An 18,534-nucleotide genomic window follows, 5' to 3' on the forward strand; every position below is an offset into this window, starting at 1 on the left:
ACCGCTGCGCGAGGCTCTGGAAGAGCGCTATCTCGCCTACGCGCTGTCCACCATCATGCACCGCGCGCTGCCGGATGCGCGCGATGGGCTCAAGCCGGTGCACCGCCGCATCCTTTACGGCATGCGCCTGTTGCGGCTCGACCCCGGCTCGGGGTTCAAGAAATCGGCCAAGATCGTCGGCGACGTGATGGGTTCGTTCCATCCGCACGGCGATCAGGCGATCTATGACGCCATGGTCCGCCTCGCGCAGGATTTCTCCTCGCGGTATCCGCTCGTCGACGGCCAGGGCAACTTCGGCAATATCGATGGCGATAACGCGGCGGCCTACCGCTACACCGAAGCGCGGATGACCGACGTCGCGCGGCTTCTGCTCGACGGCATCGACGAGGACGGAGTCGAGTTCCGTTCCAATTATGACGGGCAATCCAGGGAGCCGGTTGTCCTGCCCGGCGGATTCCCGAACCTGCTGGCCAACGGCGCCCAGGGCATCGCCGTCGGCATGGCGACCTCCATTCCGCCGCACAATGCCGCCGAACTGTGCGAGGCCGCGCTGCACCTGATCGAGAAGCCGGAAGCGAAGTCGAAGGCGCTCCTGAAATGGGTCAAGGGCCCGGACTTCCCGACCGGCGGCATCGTCGTCGATTCTAAAGAGGCGATCGCGGAGGCCTACACCACCGGCCGCGGCTCGTTCCGCGTCCGCGCCAAATGGAAACAGGAGGAGGGCGCACGGGGCACCTGGGTGGTGGTGATCACGGAGATCCCATGGCTGGTGCAGAAATCGCGGATGGTCGAGAAGATCCACGAGCTCCTCAATGAGAGAAAGTTGCCGCTGGTCGCCGACGTCAGAGATGAATCGGCGGAGGACGTCCGCCTGATTATCGAGCCGAAGTCGCGTTCGGTCGATCCCGGGCTGATGATGGAGTCGCTGTTCCGGCTGACCGAGCTCGAAAGCCGCATTCCCTTGAACCTCAACGTGCTGATGAAGGGCCGCGTGCCCAGGGTGGTGGGGCTTGCCGAGTGCTTGCGCGAATGGCTCGACCATCTGCGCGACGTGCTGGTACGCCGCACCAACTACCGCAAGGCCCAGATCGAGAACCGGCTGGAGGTGCTCGGCGGTTTCCTGATCGCCTATCTGAACATCGATAAGGTGATCAAGATCATCCGGACCGAGGACGAGCCGAAGCCGGCCCTGATGAAGGCGTTCAAGCTCACCGAAGTCCAGACCGAGGCCATCCTCAACATGCGCCTGCGGAGCTTGCGCAAGCTCGAGGAAATGGAGATCCGCACCGAGGACAAGAACCTTCGCAACGAATTGAAGGGCGTCAAGGCGGTGCTCGCCTCCGAGGCGGAGCAGTGGAAGAAGGTCGGCGAGCAGGTCGGCAAGGTGCGCGACATGTTCGGGCCCAAGACGCCGCTCGGCAAACGGCGCACCCAGTTCGCCGACGCGCCCGAGCATGATCTTGCCGCGATCGAGGAGGCCTTCGTCGAGCGCGAGCCGGTCACCGTCGTGGTCTCCGACAAGGGCTGGATTCGAACGCTCAAGGGGCAGGTTGCCGATCTCTCCGGCCTTGCTTTCAAGCAGGATGACAAGCTCGGATTCGCCTTCTTTGCGGAGACGACATCGAAGCTGCTGCTGTTCGCCACCAACGGCAAATTCTATTCGCTGGAGGTCGCCAAGCTGCCGGGCGGCCGTGGCCACGGCGAGCCCATCCGCATGTTCATCGACATGGAGCAGGAGGCTGCGCCCGTCGCGCTGTTCGTCAACAAAGGCGGGCGAAAGTTCCTGGTCGCGAGCCACGAGGGCCAGGGCTTCGTCGTCAACGAGGACGATTGCGTCGCCACGACAAAGAAGGGCAAGCAGGTCCTCAACGTCGAGATGCCGAACGAGGCGCGCGTGATCACGACCGTCGCCGGCGATACCGTCGCGGTGATCGGCGATAACCGCAAGATGCTGGTCTTCTCGCTCGACCAGGTGCCGGAGATGGCGCGAGGCCGCGGCGTGCGTCTGCAGAAATACCGCGATGGAGGACTTTCCGACGTCGCCGTGTTCGACTCCAAGGTCGGCCTGAGCTGGAAGGACTCGGCGGGGCGCGAGTTCAGCGCCACCATGAAGGAACTGGCCGACTGGCGCGGCAACCGCGCCGATGCCGGCCGGCTGCCTCCCAAGGGTTTCCCGAAGTCGAACAAGTTCGGGCGCGTGATCGAGTAGGGGAGTCATTTAGCTGGCGCCCCTTCAGATGGTGGGGATGAACACTGTCATTTCTGCCAACGGGTCGGCGCAAAGCGCCGCCCCCTGCATTCACATCGTCGTTGCGAGCGGAGCGAAAGATCTCGCCACTTCGTCGTTGCGAGCGAAGCGAAGCAATCCAGACTGCATCCGCGGATACGTTCTGGATTGCTTCGTCGCTTCGCTCCTCGCAATGACGTCATGAGACACGACTCCGCATTCTCGCGGCATGTTCTGTCCGAGCTTTGCGTGATCTCCTCACCCTCTTATCTGACAGAGGGTGCAGGGAAGACCGGGTGCCGGCTGGCACCCGTGGCCCGCTGTGCGCAGGCTCTGCGCAAAATGCACAGCGGGAAAACCACAGGGCAGCCGAGACATCCCGGCCTTCCCTGCGCAGTGGCTTTACGGCTTATGCCGAGCTCTCCCCGGAGACGAATTCCTCTTGCCTCCGTCGCTTGCGGATTGACGACGACATCGACCCGGTTGGGCGATGTCGCCTCCGCAAGCTTGACACCAGCAACGGGTGCCAGGACCACACGGTTTTGCCGTACGCTGCAGCGCCGTTCGTCCTGCGCGACGCAGATCGCTCACGGTTTGATCCGCCCTGCGATTGCCATGCGCGCCGACGCCCGCGTCCACCGCATCCCACACCGCGTTTCGTGACGACCGCGAACCGCCCCTTTGACGGGTGAGACACGAGGCCTATACGCCAATTCCGAATTCGGTAAAAGAGAAATATTTTTGCGGCGGGGGCTTGACGGGATTTGGAGCGATTTGCCTGTCGGGCAGAGGGCGGAGGCAACCGGGGCCAAATCGCTTTAGCCGAGGCATGTTCGCTTTCCAGGACAAAGCCGAAGTTCATGCTCAGGCGGAGGACTTCCGTGTTTGATCGGAGGCGGACTTCACCCCTCTGGTACTCCGGCTACGCGCATGCCTGAAGCGATAACGGCGGATCAGGCATTTCGGAATGAGGTCGAAGCGGTCTTGACTCACAGGCTCAAGAGCAAATTCAGGCAAAAATCAGCGGCCGCGCAAGGAGGGCGATGCCACAGACAACGAGGACGACGCCGGCAAACCGGGCGAGAGTAACTCCGCCTGGCAGCACCTTTTGCACAAGCACAATAGTCGCGAGGAACGCCACCCAGATCAGGTTCATGACGCCACCCACGAAAAGCAGGAGCATCAGCGCCCAGCAACAGCCGACGCAGTAGGCGCCGTGCTCCACGCCCATGCGGAACGCTCCCAATTGGCCCGGGCGCATGTGACGCGGGATCCACTCGAGCGGCGACCGGCAATGCACGAGGCAGCGCTCCTTCAGCGGCGTGAACTCGAAGAGCCCCGCCGCGATGAACACTGTGCCACCAAGCACGGCACTCGTCGTCGCCATCTGCATGGATATGAGGCCAGTGTGCGACAGCACCGTCTGCGCCGCCGCCGCGGCGATTGAGAATGCACTCCAGATGGCGAAGTAGCCGGCGACGAAGGAGGCGATCCGGTCCGTCGCAGTCCGCTTACGCTCCAACGCCGAGAAGAGCAGGATTGTCGGCGCCGCGCTCGGCATCATCATGCCGACCATCATCACCACCCACATCAGCGCGACCAGGAAGAAGTTGACTGTTGCATCCGCAAGCGCCGCCGCTCCCGGACTCAGAGCGGCGCCGAGCATCGTCGACGCGGCGTCCCCGACCGGCATCCCCATCATCCGCGCTGCCATACCCTCCATTGTCTCCATCTGCAGCGATAGATGGATCAAGAAGAGCCAAGACAGCAGGCAGAAGCCGGCAAGGCTCGCTGCAACGAGCCTGTCGCGCCTCAGGACGGATTCAAGCGCACTGCCTGTCAAAGCCTGTGCTCAGTGTATGACCCCGTTTGGCCCCATGTGCAGCATGCAGAAATGCGCGTGGCGGCCAGTCCAGTCATTTTCGATCGTGCCCATGGTCTTCGCCGTGCTACTCGCAAATTCCGCCTCGATATATTCGAAGCCGTGCGGCAGCACGACCCTGGCGCGATGCTCTTCGCCGGTGACAGGATTGCGGATCGGCTCGCTTTTGACGTCAATAATTCCGGCGACCGAGAAATGGCCTCTGCGCTTCTCTTGGTCGACTTCGAACTCGATCGGCGCGAACAGCGGCTCGTGGAAGGTCTCGGTCATTGCCGCGACAACGTTGAAGATAGTCGCGAACTGTTCGGTCTCCTGCCCGGTCAGGATCTTCAGGAGGGCTTCGCGCTGTTGTTTGTCGGCCCGCTCGTCGATGATGGCCAAGGCTTCGCCGTGCCCCTCATGGATCGCTCCCGGCCAGGCAAGGATCGTGGCGGTCTTCAGTCCGTCCAGCCGGACCTCGCCGAAATGACCCTCGTCGACGCGCAGGGCTACGACCGCGCGGCAGTTGCCTCTTGTCGGCCGCGCATCGAATTGGCAGGGGCATCCCCAGTCGCAGTTGCAGGTGCCTAGCTCCGGTCCCTTGATCATCCAATCGACGTAGGCCATGGCAATCCTCCAGTTCTGACGATAGCTGATGAAGGAGGTTCGATTTTGCCACAGGCGGTGGAAGTGATCCAGTGCGCGCACCAGCCCGTCGAACAGAGAGCGACAAAGAGTCCGCCACGTGGGCTGAAGTCGTTTTGAGCTTCGCGAAGTACCGCCGAAAACGTCTTGGCAATCTGTTAGGTCAACAATTCTGGCTTATGGTCGTCCGTCGGTCACGTACTTTTCGTGCGACGAACCTAGCATTGCGGCACCCAGTTTCCCACAGGACCGCATTGCGATGTGCATCGGTCATCCTGAAATGTCTGGTCTTGGGCCGATACCGACCAAGACCAATGCTTATCTGCGTGTCGGCTGTCTGAAGTGGACCGGAAGTGACCTGCATCGGCCAAGACCGGAGAGCGTGAGCCGAAGCGGACGAACTTGGAATTGCTGGTCGTCTCGACTTTCCCGAAAGTTTTCGACAGGCGCAGCGTCCGGGCTTCCGACCAACATAGTAGACGAGCGATAATTTCATCCTCCTACGCGGTTATGAGGGGCAATATCGTCGACGGATCAGAGGCTCGCGACATATCGCTCGCGGGCCTCTTTCCCAGCAGTGGAGGCCGGCGTTGCTGCTAGCCGGCACGCTGCTGCCGTCTACCCGACGATCTGGAACGCGTCAGCCGCACGCAACACGGTGCCGTCCTCCCAGTGCCGTCCGATCAGCATCACGCCGACAGGGAGCCCTGCCGACATGCCTGCCGAAAGCGAGACGGCAGGATGGCCGGTGACGTCGAACGGGCAAGTGTTGGAGATCATTTCGAGTGCCCGCGCAACGTACTCCTCGCGGCTTGCGTCCGGGGCCGGGAGCAGCGTGGCTTTCAAAGGTAGAGTGGGCATGAGCAGCAGATCTACGCCGCTTAGCGCCTCATCATAAGCGGCGCGCAGCACCCGCGCGAGGTTTTGAGCCTTGGCGTAGTAGCGCCCCTGGTAGTTGTCCTGCATGTACTGGCCGAGCAGGACAACGAGCTTGACGGTCTCCGAAAGGTCGTTGGCGCGCACCCGCCGGCTCCGGCCGTAGAAGTCCAGGAGCGAAGTTGTGTAGTGTCCCTGCCAGTTGGTTCCCATGCTGTTGCCGGCGACCATCAGCGCCGTGGCTCCCTCGACGGCGATAGCGTTCCAGATGTGGATGCCGTCGCGATGCAGGGGGATCGATACCTCGCTCACGGTCGCCCCCGCTCGCGCCAAGCGCTGCGCCGCCTCGCGTACCATGGCGTCGACGTCGGGCTCGGAATTGGGCCAGCCGAAGCCTTCCTTGACGATCCCGATCCGCAGCCCGCGCGCATGTCCGGTGAGTTGCTTTGTGTACGCCTCCGTACGCAGTCCCGCGGGTTGGCGCGGGTCGAGGCCATCGGCCCCGGCCAGTACCTCGAGAAGCTGGGCGGCATCGCCGGCGGTACGGGCAATGGGCCCGGTATGATCAAGCGTCAATTCAATCGGGAAGACGCCTGTGTATGGCACAAGCCCTCGAGTGGGCTTGTGGCCAACCGCTCCGCAGAAAGAACTGGGAATTCGGATCGACCCTCCCTGGTCGCCCCCGATGGCCATGTCGCACTCACCGGCGACGACGAGCGCGGCGCTGCCGCTGGAGGAGCCTCCGGCAGATCGCTTCGGATCGTGCGGATTGAGCACGGGCCCGGTGTCGGAGGTATGGCTTCCGCCCGAGAAGCAAAGATGCTCACACACGGCCTTGCCGATGATCTCCCCACCGGCGTCAAGGATGCGGGTCACGATGGTCGCGTCCACGTCGGGGACATAGCCCTCCAGCACGTTGGAACCGTTCATCATCGGGATGCCGGCGACGCACACATTGTCTTTGATGGCGATTTTCTTTCCCGCGAGAGGCCCCGACGTTGCGCCTTTGATCGAACACCTCCAGTACCAGGCGTTGAGCCGATTATCCGAGGCGGGTGGACGGAACCCCGCTTCCCGCGGGTACTTCACCGCCAACGTCGGCTCCGCGAACTGGTCCAGGCGACGGTACGACGCGAGCACGCCGTCCATGAGGTTGCGAAACGAGGTCAGATCGTCGCGGCTGAGATTCAAGTGGTAGGATCCGGCGATGCGCTCCAGCTCGGAGAGCGGTGGTTTGCGCAGAATTCGCGGCGCCGTTGCCGCTGGGGGTGGCGCCTGGACGCCCGGCGCGGCCGTCGCACGGACGGGCGTCGTCGCAGCGACGACTGTTGCCGCTACTCCGGTCGTGCCGGCATGAAGGAAGCGACGACGCGAATAGTTAAGCGATGCTCGCATAGCATATCCTCCCTCGACCTATTGGTTGACTTCTTGATCCACCGCTCGCCGTAAGTGTCGTGGACTGTCTGGTGGTCGGCAGCCGCACAATCCTAAGAGGGCCCTCGATGCTGCGGCCGGCGTGCCATGCCGCAAACATCACAATGAGCCCCTGCATCCGGACAAGCTGAAGCGCAGCAGCCGCATGAGGTCGTAAGGCGCGGCCGAACTGACCGATTGCGGCGATTAAGGCCGCTACGGGATGCCTCCGGCATCCTTGCGCGGACTGCGGAGCGACGTGCCGTCCAGCAACCAGATTATCGTGCAGCCACGGGCGATCTTCAAGAGCTTGCGTTGTTGCGGTCGCGCTCTGCGCTCATCAGCCACGTCGCGGAACACCTCGACCGTGGGGACGCACTCACGCTCAAACCACGCGGCTGATGACTCTTCTCGGCCCATCGCGTCAACAAAGCATGTTCACTCTTGCGCTGCCCTCGGGAGGCAAGTGAGCGAGCGCCGCAAGACATAGGGATGCCGCATAACAGCCTTTGTCGGTCATGCTTGCCACAGGGAACCCGCCCGCGCGTCAATAGCCGATCAACTATACCCTTGGAGTTTCGATCCAATTCGGCTCGGCTCGCAACTGCACTGCACCGCAGCCTGCGCGCCTTTATGAAATTCCTATAACTTTGCCGCAGCCACCCTCTCGAAAACCTACGTCATCAGTGGCACCTGAGCGCCGTGAAATCCGAGACGGGCGCTGAATTCACCAATGATCCGTCGCAAGTGGCTTTCCGGAAGTTGAGGAATGGTTGTGCCTCATTGGCGCAACGAGGAGCATCTCATGATGGACATTTTGATGCTGGCGCTTGCCTTCGGCTTCTTTGCGCTAGGGATCGCCTACACCTACGCCTGCGAACGGCTGTGAGGAGCAAGACAATGATGTTCGACTATTCGCTCGCGGGCGCCGTGTCGCTCGGTCTTCTCCTTTACCTGACCTACGCGCTGCTGCGCCCCGAGCGTTTCTGACGAAAGCGATGCTGCTGCTCGGCCAGCTGCTGCTGGCGGACGCGCTGCTCGTCGCGCTCCTGCTCGTAACGCTTCGCGCGGTGCTGCGCGCGGGACGCCGATCCAAGGATTGATGCCAAGGATAGAACAATGACCGTCATCGGCTGGTTCCAAATCATTCTCTATTGCGCCATCATCGTCGCGCTGACCAAGCCGCTCGGCTGGTACATGACGCGCGTCTTCAACGGCGAGCGCACGGTCCTGTCTCCCGTGCTGCGCCCGATCGAGGCAGCGCTGTACTGGATTTCCGGCGTCGACGAGAGGCGCGAGCAGCACTGGCTGACCTATACGATCGCGATGCTGCTGTTCCATGTCGGCGGCTTCGTCATCATCTATGGCTTGATGCGGCTGCAGGCGTTGCTGCCCTTCAACCCGGCCGGCATGTCTGCGGTGGCGGAGGACCTCTCCTTCAACACCGCGATCTCCTTCATCACCAACACCAACTGGCAGAACTACGGCGGCGAGAGCACGCTGTCCTATCTGACGCAGATGGTCGGCCTCACGCACCAGAACTTCCTGTCGGCGGCGACGGGCATCGTGCTGGCGGTGGCGCTGATCCGCGGCTTCGCGCGTGCTTCGATGCGCACCATCGGCAATTTCTGGGTCGACGTCACCCGCTGCACGCTCTACATCCTGCTGCCGATCTGCGTCGTCTATGCGCTGTTCCTCGTCTGGCAGGGCATGCCGCAGACGCTCGGCGACTATGTCGAGGCCACCACGCTCGAAGGCGCCAGGCAGACCATCGCGGTCGGCCCGGTGGCCTCGCAGGTCGCGATCAAGATGTTAGGGACCAATGGCGGCGGCTCCTTCAACGCCAACGCCGCGCATCCCTTCGAGAACCCAACGGCACTGTCGAATTTCGTGCAGATGCTCTCGATCTTCGTGCTGGGTGCTGCGCTGACCAACGTGTTCGGCCGCATGGTCGGCAACCAGCGCCAGGGCTGGGCAGTTCTCGCCGTGATGGGCGTCCTGTTCATCGCCGGCGTCACCGTCGCCTATTGGGCGGAAGCCAACGGCACGTCTACTCTGACGTCGCTCGGGCTCACGGGCGGCAACATGGAAGGCAAGGAAGTCCGCTTTGGCATCGTCGCTTCCTCGCTGTTTGCCGTGATCACCACGGCGGCCTCCTGCGGCGCCGTCAATGCCATGCATGACAGCTTCACCGCGCTCGGCGGCATGATCCCGCTGATCAACATTCAGCTCGGGGAGATCATCGTCGGCGGCGTCGGCGCCGGAATGTTCGGCATGCTGCTGTTCGTGATCCTCGCCATCTTCGTCGCGGGGCTGATGGTCGGCCGCACGCCGGAATACGTCGGCAAGAAGATCGAGGCGCGCGAGGTCAAGATGGCGATGCTCGCCATCCTGGTCCTGCCTCTGATGATCCTGGGCTGGACCGCGGTCGCCGTCGTGCTGCCGCCAGCGGTGGCCTCGATGGCCAATGCCGGCCCGCATGGCTTCTCGGAAGTGCTGTATGCGTATTCCTCGCAGGCCGGTAATAACGGCTCGGCCTTCGCAGGTCTCACCGGCAACATTCCCTTCTACAACGTCACTGGCGGCCTCGCGATGTTCGTCGGCCGCTTCCTCATGATCATTCCGGCGATGGCGATCGCGGGATCGCTGGCGGAGAAGAAGTCCATTCCGCCGTCGATGGGCACCTTCCCGACCACCGGCGGCCTTTTCGTCGGCCTCGTCGTCGGCGTGATCCTGATCATCGGCGGCCTGACATTCTTCCCGGCGCTCGCACTCGGCCCCATCGTCGAGCATCTCGCGATGAACGCCGGCGACCTGTTCTGATCGGGCCCTTTCGGAGTGACCTCCATGGAAATCGTCCATAAAGTCAACAAACGCATGCCGATGTCCGCGATGCTCGACCCCAAGATCGTGATGCCTGCGATCCGCGCGTCCTTCGTCAAGCTCGATCCGCGCCTCATGATCAAGAACCCGGTCATGTTCGTGGTCGAGATCGTGGCCGCGCTGACCACGGTGATCTTCCTGCGCGATCTCGTGACCGGCGGCGCCGGCCTTTTCTTCACCTTCCAGATCATCGTGTGGCTGTGGTTCACGGTGCTGTTCGCCAATTTCGCGGAAGCGGTAGCCGAAGGGCGGGGCAAGGCCCAGGCGGAGTCGCTGCGCAAGACGCGTACGGAAAGCCAGGCCAAGCTGCTCACCGGCTCCGGCCGCCAGTACAGGCTGGTGCCGGGCACCAGCCTCAAGGTTGGCGACGTGGTGCTCGTCGAGGCCGGCGACCTCATTCCGTCCGACGGCGAAGTGATCGAGGGCGTTGCCTCGGTCAACGAGGCGGCGATCACGGGCGAGTCCGCGCCGGTGATCCGCGAGTCCGGCGGCGACCGCTCGGCGGTCACCGGCGGAACGCAGGTGCTGTCCGACTGGATCCGCGTCCGCATCACCGCAGAGCAGGGCTCGACTTTCATCGATCGCATGATCAGGCTGGTCGAGGGCGCCGAGCGGCAGAAGACCCCGAACGAGATCGCGCTCAACATCCTGCTCGCCGGCCTCACCATCATCTTCGTGTTCGCCACTGTGACGATCCCGAGTTACGCGGCCTATGCCGGCGGCTCGATCTCGGTGATCGTGCTGGTCGCGCTGTTCGTGACGCTGATCCCGACCACCATCGGCGCGCTGCTCTCGGCGATCGGTATCGCCGGCATGGACCGCCTGGTGCGTTTCAACGTGCTCGCCATGTCCGGCCGCGCGGTCGAGGCCGCGGGCGACGTTGACACGCTGCTCTTGGACAAGACTGGCACCATCACGCTGGGCAACCGGCAGGCGACCGCATTCCGCCCGGTCCGGGGAGTGAACGAACAGGAACTCGCCGACGCCGCGCAGCTGGCGTCTCTTGCCGACGAGACCCCGGAAGGCCGCTCCATCGTCGTGCTGGCCAAGGAGAAACATGGCATCCGCGGCCGCGACATGGCGGAGCTGAGTGCCACCTTCATTCCATTCACGGCGCAGACCCGCATGAGCGGCGTCGATGCCGGCGGCACCTCGGTGCGCAAGGGCGCGGTCGATGCGATCCTGAACTACATCGCCGGCGGGCTCCCGCAGACGGTCGCGTCCGGCAATGCCGCGCGGACAATGCCGCCGCTTGGAAACTCGGACGTAGCGCGCGAGATCAACGCCATTGCCGACGAGATTGCCAAGGCCGGCGGCACGCCGCTGGCGGTGGCGAAGGATGGCCGGCTGCTCGGCGTCGTGCAGCTCAAGGATATCGTCAAGGGTGGCATCCGCGAGCGCTTCGCCGAACTGCGCCGCATGGGCATCCGCACCATCATGATCACCGGCGACAACCCCATGACCGCAGCGGCGATCGCGGCCGAAGCCGGCGTCGATGATTTCCTGGCGCAGGCCACGCCGGAGGACAAGCTCAAGCTGATCCGCAACGAGCAGGCCAAGGGCAAGCTGGTGGCGATGTGCGGGGACGGCACCAATGACGCCCCTGCGCTCGCCCAGGCCGACGTCGGCGTCGCCATGAACACGGGCACGCAGGCGGCGCGCGAGGCCGGCAATATGGTCGACCTCGATTCCAACCCGACCAAACTGATCGAGGTGGTCGAAATCGGCAAGCAGCTGTTGATGACCCGCGGCGCGCTGACGACGTTCTCGATTGCGAATGACGTCGCGAAGTATTTCGCGATCATCCCGGCGATGTTCCTGGCGTTCTACCCGCAGCTCAACGTCCTCAACATCATGCAGCTCGCGAGCCCGCAGAGCGCCATCCTGTCGGCGATCATCTTCAACGCGTTGATCATCATCGGGTTGATTCCGCTGGCGCTGAAAGGCGTTGCCTATCGCGCCATCGGTGCCGGCGCACTGCTAAGGCGCAACCTTTTGATCTATGGCCTGGGGGGCATCATCATTCCCTTCATCGGCATCAAGGCGATCGACACCGTCGTCACCGCCTTGCACTTGGCTTGAGAACGTCATTGCGAGGAGCGAAGCGACGAAGCAATCCAGTTCTTCTTTGCGGCTCCATGTCTGAAATGCTTCGCTTCGCTCGAAATGACGGGACAGATTAGGAGACACCATCATGCTCAGAGAAATTCGTCCCGCCATCGTGCTGCTGCTGGCGCTCACCGTCATCACTGGCCTGATCTATCCCTTGGCGATGACCGGGATTGCCGGCGTGATCTTTCCGAAGCAGGCACAGGGCAGCTTGATCGAGAGGGACGGCAAGGTCATCGGCTCCGCCCTGATCGGGCAGGAGTTCAAGGACGACAAATATTTCCATGGCCGGCCGTCGGCGACGACCGGGCCGGACCCGGCTGAGTCCGCCAAGACGGTATCCGCGCCCTACAACGCCGCGAACTCGATGGGCTCCAATCTCGGCCCGACCAGCACGGCGCTCAACGACCGCGTGAAGGAGGATGTGCAAAAGCTGAAAGCGGAAAATCCGTCCAGCCCCGTGCCGGTCGATCTCGTTACCACTTCCGCCAGCGGGCTCGATCCCGACATCTCGCCGGAAGCGGCGCTCTTCCAGATGCCGCGGGTGGCAAAGGCCCGGAATCTGCCCGAACAACAGGTCCGGGACCTCGTCACCAGGAACATCCAAGCCCGCTTCCTAGGTCTGCTCGGCGAGCCGCGGGTCAACGTCTTGGCGCTCAACCTTGCGCTCGACGCAGCTTCGAGATGAAGGCGAGCTAGGCGAGGCGGGCTAGCGGAGATTATAATGGATCATGGCAAATCAGCTGCGCGACCTTGAAAAGCGTCCCTCGCCGGAGGCCCTCCTGGAAGCGGCCCGGCGCGAGGAGGGCCACAAGGGCCGGCTGAAGATCTTTGTCGGCGCCGCACCCGGCGTCGGCAAGACCTATGAGATGCTGCAGAGCGCGCATGCCAAGAAGAAGACCGGCGTTGACGTCGTGGTCGGCGTTGTCGAGACCCATGGCCGCGCCGAGACCGAGGCGCTGCTCCGCGGGCTCGAAGTCGTCCCGCGCAAGAAGCTCGAATACCGCGACCAGACCATCGAGGAGATGGACCTCGACGCGCTGATCGCGCGGCGTCCACAGCTTGCTCTCGTGGACGAACTCGCCCACACCAATGCGCCGGGCAGCCGCCACCCGAAGCGCTATCTTGACGTCGAGGAGCTGCTCGACCGCGGCATCGACGTCTATACTGCCGTCAACATCCAGCACATCGAAAGCCTCAACGACGTGGTCGCGCAGATCACGCATGTACGGGTGCGCGAGACCGTGCCGGATTCAATCTTCGATCGCGCCGACGCCATCGAGCTGATCGACCTTACGCCGGACGACCTGATCCAGCGCCTGAAGGAAGGCAAGGTCTATGTGCCCAAGCAGGCCGAGCGGGCGCTGGAGCATTATTTCTCGCCAGGAAACTTGACTGCGCTGCGCGAGCTCGCACTTAGGCGCACCGCCGAGCGGGTCGACGAGCAATTGCTGACGCACATGCAGGCCAATGCAATCGCGGGCCCGTGGGCGGCGGGCGAGCGCATCCTGGTTTGCGTGTCCGAAGATCCGCGCGCAACGGGGCTCGTGCGCTACACCAAGCGGCTCGCCGACCGCCTGCACGCGCCGTGGACCGCGATCAGCATCGAGACGCGGCGCAGCCTGCAATTCTCCGACGAGCAGCGCGATCGGCTGGCCGACACGCTGCGGCTGGCCGAATCCCTCGGTGCGGAGGCACTGACCATTCCCGGCGTCGGTCGCCGCATCGCCGACGACGTCGTCAGTTTCGCGCAAGCCAACAACGTCACGCAGATCGTCCTCGGCAAGTCGACGCGCTCGCGCTGGTTCGAATTGACGCGCGGCTCCGTCGTGCATGACCTGGTGCGCCGGGCGGGCAACATCACCGTGCACGTGATTTCCGGCGACGAGTTGTCTGGCGGGCCGGCTCCGAAGACCGCGCTGCAGACCGCGGCGCGGCCCGAGCCGTTCGACGTGCGGCTCTATCTCAAGGCGCTTGGGATCGTAACGGTCGGTCTCGGCGTCGCCCAACTGATTCAACCTTGGTTCGGCATCGAGAACGTCGATCTCGTGCTCTTGACCGCCGTGGTGGCGGTCGCGGTGCGCTATGGTTTGTGGCCGTCGCTGCTGGCCACGGTCGCGGCATCGCTCTGCTACAACTTCTTCTTCATGCCGCCGATCTACACTTTCACCATCGCCGACCCGACCAATATCGCCGCCTTTGTCTTGTTCATGGTGGTCGCGATGCTGGTTTCGAACGTGGCGGGACGGGTGCGCACCCAGGCCGATACCGCGATCAGCCGCATCCGCACGACCGAGCAGCTCTATGCCTTCAGCCGCAAGCTGGCGGGCACCGCCACGCTGGATGACGTGCTGTGGGCGACGGCCTACCAGATCGCTTTGATGCTGAAGGTGCGCGTCGTGCTGCTGCTGCCGGAAGACGGCGTGCTGACTGTGAAGGCCGGCTACCCGCCGGAGGACCAACTCGACGAGGCCGATCTTGCCGCGGCCAACTGGGCCGGGAACAATGATCGTCCGGCCGGGCGCGGCTCGGATACGCTGCCCGGCGCCAAGCGGCTGTTCCTGCCCATGCGCACCGGCAGAGGCGCCATCGGCGTGATCGGCATCGACAACGACCGCACCGGGCCGCTATTGACGCCGGACCAGCGGCGCCTGCTCGACGCGCTGGTCGACCAGGGCGCGCTTGCGATCGAGCGCGTGCTGCTGGTCGAGGACATGGATCGGGTCAGGCGCACGGTGGAGTCGGAACGGCTGCGCTCGGCGCTCTTGACCTCGATCTCGCACGACCTCAAGACGCCGCTCGCTTCCGTGTTAGGGGCGGCCTCGACCATGCGTGATCTTTCCGGCGCGCTGTCGGATACCGAGAAGCGCGACCTGCTCGCCACCGTGATCGAGGAGTCCGAGCGTCTCAACCGCTTCATCGCCAACCTCCTCGACATGACCAGGCTCGAATCGGGCGCGATCGTGCCGAAGACGGCGCTGCACGATCTGTCCGAGATCGTCGGCAGCGCGCTGCGGCGGGCCGGAAAGATCCTCATCCGCCACAAGATCTCCCTCGAGCTTGCCGCCGACCTGCCGATGCTCGAGGTCGATGCCGTGCTGTCCGAGCAGGTGCTGTTCAACCTTCTGGACAACGCTGCGAAATATTCTCCGCCCGACTCCACGATCTCGATCCGCAGCCTGCGCGATGGCAATCACGTGGTATTGCAGGTGGCGGACGAGGGCGAGGGCATTCCACCGGCGGAGCTGGAAAGCGTGTTCGACAAGTTCTACCGCGTGCAGAAGGGCGACCATGTCCGCCCGGGAACCGGCCTTGGGCTGGCGATCTCGCGCGGGTTCGTCGAGGCGATGGGTGGCACGATCATGGCCGCCAACCGCGTCGACCGCAGTGGCGCGGTGCTGACCATCCGCTTACCGGTGCCAGTGCAAACCAGCGCCTTGGATACCGCCGCATGACCGCAACGCCGATCAAGGTTCTGGTCATCGACGACGAGCCCCCGATCCGCAAACTGCTGCGGATGGGGCTCACCACGCAGGGCTACGAGATCCTCGAAGCGTCGAACGGCAAACTCGCACTGGAAAAGCTCGCCGAGGATCCGGCGCTGATCATCCTCGATCTCGGCCTGCCGGACATTCAGGGGCACGAGCTGTTGCGCATGATCCGGGCGCGGAACGAGAGCGTGCCGATCGTGGTGCTGTCGAGCCGCGGCGACGAGGTCGGCAAGGTCCAGGCGCTCGACTTGGGGGCCGACGATTACCTGACCAAGCCGTTCGGCATGGACGAACTGCTGGCGAGGATGCGCGCGGCGCTGCGGCACCAGCTGCAGGTCAAGGGCGAGCGCCCGGTATTTCGCACTGGCGATCTCTCGGTCGACCTGGTGCGTCGCATCGTCAAAGTTGGCGAGCGCGAAGTGAAATTGTCACCGAAGGAATATGAGCTCTTGCGCGTGCTGGTACAGCACGCCGGCAAGGTGCTGACCCATCGCTTCCTATTGAAGGAACTCTGGGACGAATTGACTGATGCGCAATATCTGCGCGTCTACGTGCGCCAGCTCCGCCAGAAGATCGAAACCGATCCCGAACGACCTCAATTCATCCTGACCGAGACCGGGGTGGGCTACCGTCTGCGCAGCCCAGATTGAGTGCAGTCTCCCCAGCAGAAATTGGCAGACGAGGTGACTCCACCTTTGGCCAATCGGTCGATGCCCGATCTGCTGTTCCGGCGCGACATCCCGCACGAAAAGGATAGCCTGCCGCTTCACAGTTCAGATCAGGCCGAGGAGTCGCAACGCGATGCCGGCCGCGCACGAGCCCGCCAGTACCGTGAGCATGCCGAGCTTGAAGCGGAAGATCGCCGTCGCTGCGGCAACTGCCAGGGCGAGCGCGGCAGCGTCGACACTGGAATAAACGGGCATATCGAACGAGAACGGGAAGGTTCGCACCGGAAACGTCTCGCGGAACAGCGTGTGCAGCGCGAACCAGACCGAGAGATTGAGGATCACGCCGACAACCGCCGCGGTAATGGCCGTCAGAGCGCCCGCCAGTCCCTTGTTGCCGCGCAGCCGCTCGACATAGGGCGCGCCGAGGAAGATCCACAGGAAGCACGGCGTGAACGTCACCCAGGTCGCGAGCAGTCCGCCCAGCGTGCCGGCGAGCATCGGCGACAGTCCGCCAGGGTCGCGGTAGGCAGCCATGAAGCCGACGAACTGCAGGACCATGATCAACGGCCCCGGCGTGGTCTCGGCCATGCCGAGGCCGTCCAGCATCTCGCGCGCGTCGAGCCAATGATAATGCTCGACCGCCTGCTGGGCGACATAGGCCAGCACGGCATAGGCACCGCCGAAGGTCACCATCGCCATCTTGCTGAAGAACAGAGCGATCTGGCTGAAGACGTTGGTGGGACCGAAAGCGACCAGGAGCGCGACGACCGGCACCAGCCAGAGCGTCAGCCACATGGCGCCGACCCGAAACGCGCGCGCCGTATCGGGACGCACATGGGCCGGTACGGCCTCGCCGAGCATGCTGTCGATCGCCGCGGTGTCGTTGCCGCCGTGGCCGACCGCAGCAAATTCGGGCCGGCCGCTCCTGGCGCCGAAATAGCCGATGAGAGCCGCGCCGATGATGATCGCCGGGAAGGGCACGTCGAAGAAGAAGATGCCCACGAAGGCGAGGGCGGCGAGCGCAACCATGAGGCGGTTGCGCAGCGCACGCTTTCCGACCCGCACCACCGCCTCGACAACGATGGCGAGCACGGCCGCCTTGAGGCCGAAGAACAGTGCTTCGACAAAGCTGACATTGCCATAGGCAGCGTAGACGTAGCTCAGGCCCATGATGGCGATGACGCCCGGCAGGATGAAAAGCCCGCCGGCCATCAGCCCGCCTGCGGTCCGGTGCAGGAGCCAGCCGATATAGGTCGCGAGCTGCTGTGCCTCGGGGCCGGGCAGGAGCATGCAGTAGTTCAGCGCATGCAGGAACCGGCCCTCGGAGATCCAGTTTTTCTCCTCGACCAGGATACGGTGCATCACGGCAATCTGGCCGGCCGGACCGCCGAAGCTCAAGGTCGCGACCCGCAGCCAGACCCGAAAAGCCTCGCCGAAGCCGATGCCGTGACCGGCTTCGGTCGTGTCCGTCCTGGTGTCCATCATCCCTTCGCCTTGTTGGTCGGCCAATTGTGAGTCTCGGTCGTGGCGTCGCGGCACCAGCGATAGAAGGCGTCGTATAGCATCATGCCGGCCTCGAGCTGTTCGAGGTCATCATCATACATGCGCGACAGCCCGAGCGAAGCGGCGAGCAGGCCCGGTGCTTCCGGCGACAGGTCGAGCTGCGCGGTATCGGCCCCGCGGACCATGGTCGCGAGCCGCAGCAGTGCCGGAGTCGCCAACCCGAATTCCTCGACCATAACGTCGAAGGTGCAGAGCGCGCCGCGGTGGCTCCAGAACACGTTTTCGATGTCGAACGGCACGGCGCCAAAGCGCTCGCTGACGCCGACGACCTCGGACGGCGCAACGAACAGGAACACCGCATTCGGATCGACGAAGCGGCGGATCAGCCAGGGGCAGGCGATGCGGTCGATCTTGGGCCGTGAGCGCGTCACCCATACCGTGCGGCCCTGGGCATCCCGCGGCGGCAGCTTCGTGGTGTCGAGCAGCGGCAGCTTCGCGGCTCGCCACGCCTCAAAACCGCCCTCCAGCGTTTCGGCGTTCACTCCCATGTGCCGCAGCCAGGCCGCGGTACCCTGGGCGAGCTTTTCGCCGCGCAGGCAAACCACGATCGCCGAGCGTGTTGCGAAATCGCCGCCCCATTCGGGGACGCGTGCGTGGTCGCGCCTCAAGGCGCCAGGGATCAACCGCCGGTCGGCGGCGAAATCCTCATCGGTGCGTACGTCGATCAGGGCAGGGGCGTTTGCCGTGCCGATCAACCGTGCCAGCTTGTCGGAAGATATCGTCGTGAAGGAAGACATGATGCGCCCTCGTGCAAAGAAACGGGACGCGATACTTGGGCATGTCGCCTCGTGGGGAGAT

General features: G+C 63.9%; 12 protein-coding genes. 7 read left to right on the top strand and 5 right to left on the bottom strand.

Translation table 11 applies throughout. From position 1 onward, the window contains the following. A partial coding sequence (parC, locus tag HY852_RS10540) for a DNA topoisomerase IV subunit A (RefSeq protein WP_291604570.1) occupies positions 1-2,209 on the top strand: 2,209 nt, incomplete at its 5' end. A 1,027-nt stretch (positions 2,210-3,236) separates the two neighbouring features. Here the strand turns inward: parC and HY852_RS10545 are convergent. The 3 genes from HY852_RS10545 to HY852_RS10555 form a co-directional block, all read right to left on the bottom strand. After that, complete coding sequence (locus HY852_RS10545) at positions 3,237-3,941, bottom strand: DUF2182 domain-containing protein (RefSeq protein WP_291604571.1); 705 nt, start codon at positions 3,939-3,941, stop codon at positions 3,237-3,239. Positions 3,942-4,079: 138 nt separating this feature from the next. After that, the gene (locus HY852_RS10550; RefSeq protein WP_291604572.1) at positions 4,080-4,715 is read right to left on the bottom strand and encodes a DUF1326 domain-containing protein; all 636 of its coding nucleotides are present in this window, start codon (positions 4,713-4,715) and stop codon (positions 4,080-4,082) included. Between the two features lie 636 nt (positions 4,716-5,351). Next, complete coding sequence (locus HY852_RS10555; protein ID WP_291604574.1) at positions 5,352-7,004, bottom strand: amidase; 1,653 nt, start codon at positions 7,002-7,004, stop codon at positions 5,352-5,354. Between the two features lie 918 nt (positions 7,005-7,922). Here HY852_RS10555 and HY852_RS10560 point away from each other — a divergent pair. The 6 genes from HY852_RS10560 to HY852_RS10585 all read left to right on the top strand — a co-directional run bounded on the left by HY852_RS10560 (position 7,923) and on the right by HY852_RS10585 (position 16,155). Beyond that, positions 7,923-8,012 carry a K(+)-transporting ATPase subunit F gene (locus HY852_RS10560; protein WP_291604576.1) on the top strand — a complete coding sequence of 30 codons (90 nt, stop codon included), beginning with the start codon at positions 7,923-7,925 and terminating at the stop codon, positions 8,010-8,012. Positions 8,013-8,141: 129 nt separating this feature from the next. Next, positions 8,142-9,845 carry a potassium-transporting ATPase subunit KdpA gene (gene kdpA, locus HY852_RS10565; protein WP_291604577.1) on the top strand — a complete coding sequence of 568 codons (1,704 nt, stop codon included), beginning with the start codon at positions 8,142-8,144 and terminating at the stop codon, positions 9,843-9,845. A 24-nt stretch (positions 9,846-9,869) separates the two neighbouring features. Continuing rightward, a complete protein-coding gene (gene kdpB / locus HY852_RS10570; protein WP_291604578.1) occupies positions 9,870-11,987 on the top strand; it encodes a potassium-transporting ATPase subunit KdpB in 2,118 nt (705 codons plus the stop codon). 112 nt (positions 11,988-12,099) lie between these two features. Continuing rightward, positions 12,100-12,702 (top strand): K(+)-transporting ATPase subunit C, encoded by a 603-nt coding sequence (locus tag HY852_RS10575; protein ID WP_291604579.1) that lies wholly within the window; start codon positions 12,100-12,102, stop codon positions 12,700-12,702. 43 nt (positions 12,703-12,745) lie between these two features. Then, positions 12,746-15,469 carry a sensor histidine kinase KdpD gene (locus HY852_RS10580; RefSeq protein ID WP_291604580.1) on the top strand — a complete coding sequence of 908 codons (2,724 nt, stop codon included), beginning with the start codon at positions 12,746-12,748 and terminating at the stop codon, positions 15,467-15,469. Further along, positions 15,466-16,155 carry a response regulator transcription factor gene (locus HY852_RS10585; protein ID WP_291604581.1) on the top strand — a complete coding sequence of 230 codons (690 nt, stop codon included), beginning with the start codon at positions 15,466-15,468 and terminating at the stop codon, positions 16,153-16,155. Before HY852_RS10580 ends, HY852_RS10585 begins: the two co-directional genes overlap by 4 nt. A 123-nt stretch (positions 16,156-16,278) precedes the next feature. Here HY852_RS10585 and chrA read toward each other — a convergent pair whose 3' ends face one another. Both chrA and HY852_RS10595 read right to left on the bottom strand, forming a co-directional pair. Continuing rightward, positions 16,279-17,655 carry a chromate efflux transporter gene (gene chrA, locus HY852_RS10590; protein WP_291604583.1) on the bottom strand — a complete coding sequence of 459 codons (1,377 nt, stop codon included), beginning with the start codon at positions 17,653-17,655 and terminating at the stop codon, positions 16,279-16,281. After that, positions 17,655-18,473, bottom strand: a complete 819-nt coding sequence (locus tag HY852_RS10595; protein ID WP_291604584.1) for a chromate resistance protein ChrB domain-containing protein — start codon at positions 18,471-18,473, stop codon at positions 17,655-17,657. The genes chrA and HY852_RS10595 overlap by 1 nt, the downstream gene beginning before the upstream one ends. Positions 18,474-18,534 lie beyond the last annotated feature (61 nt).

The sequence above is a fragment of the Bradyrhizobium sp. genome (assembly GCF_016213215.1).
Classification (GTDB): domain Bacteria; phylum Pseudomonadota; class Alphaproteobacteria; order Rhizobiales; family Xanthobacteraceae; genus Bradyrhizobium.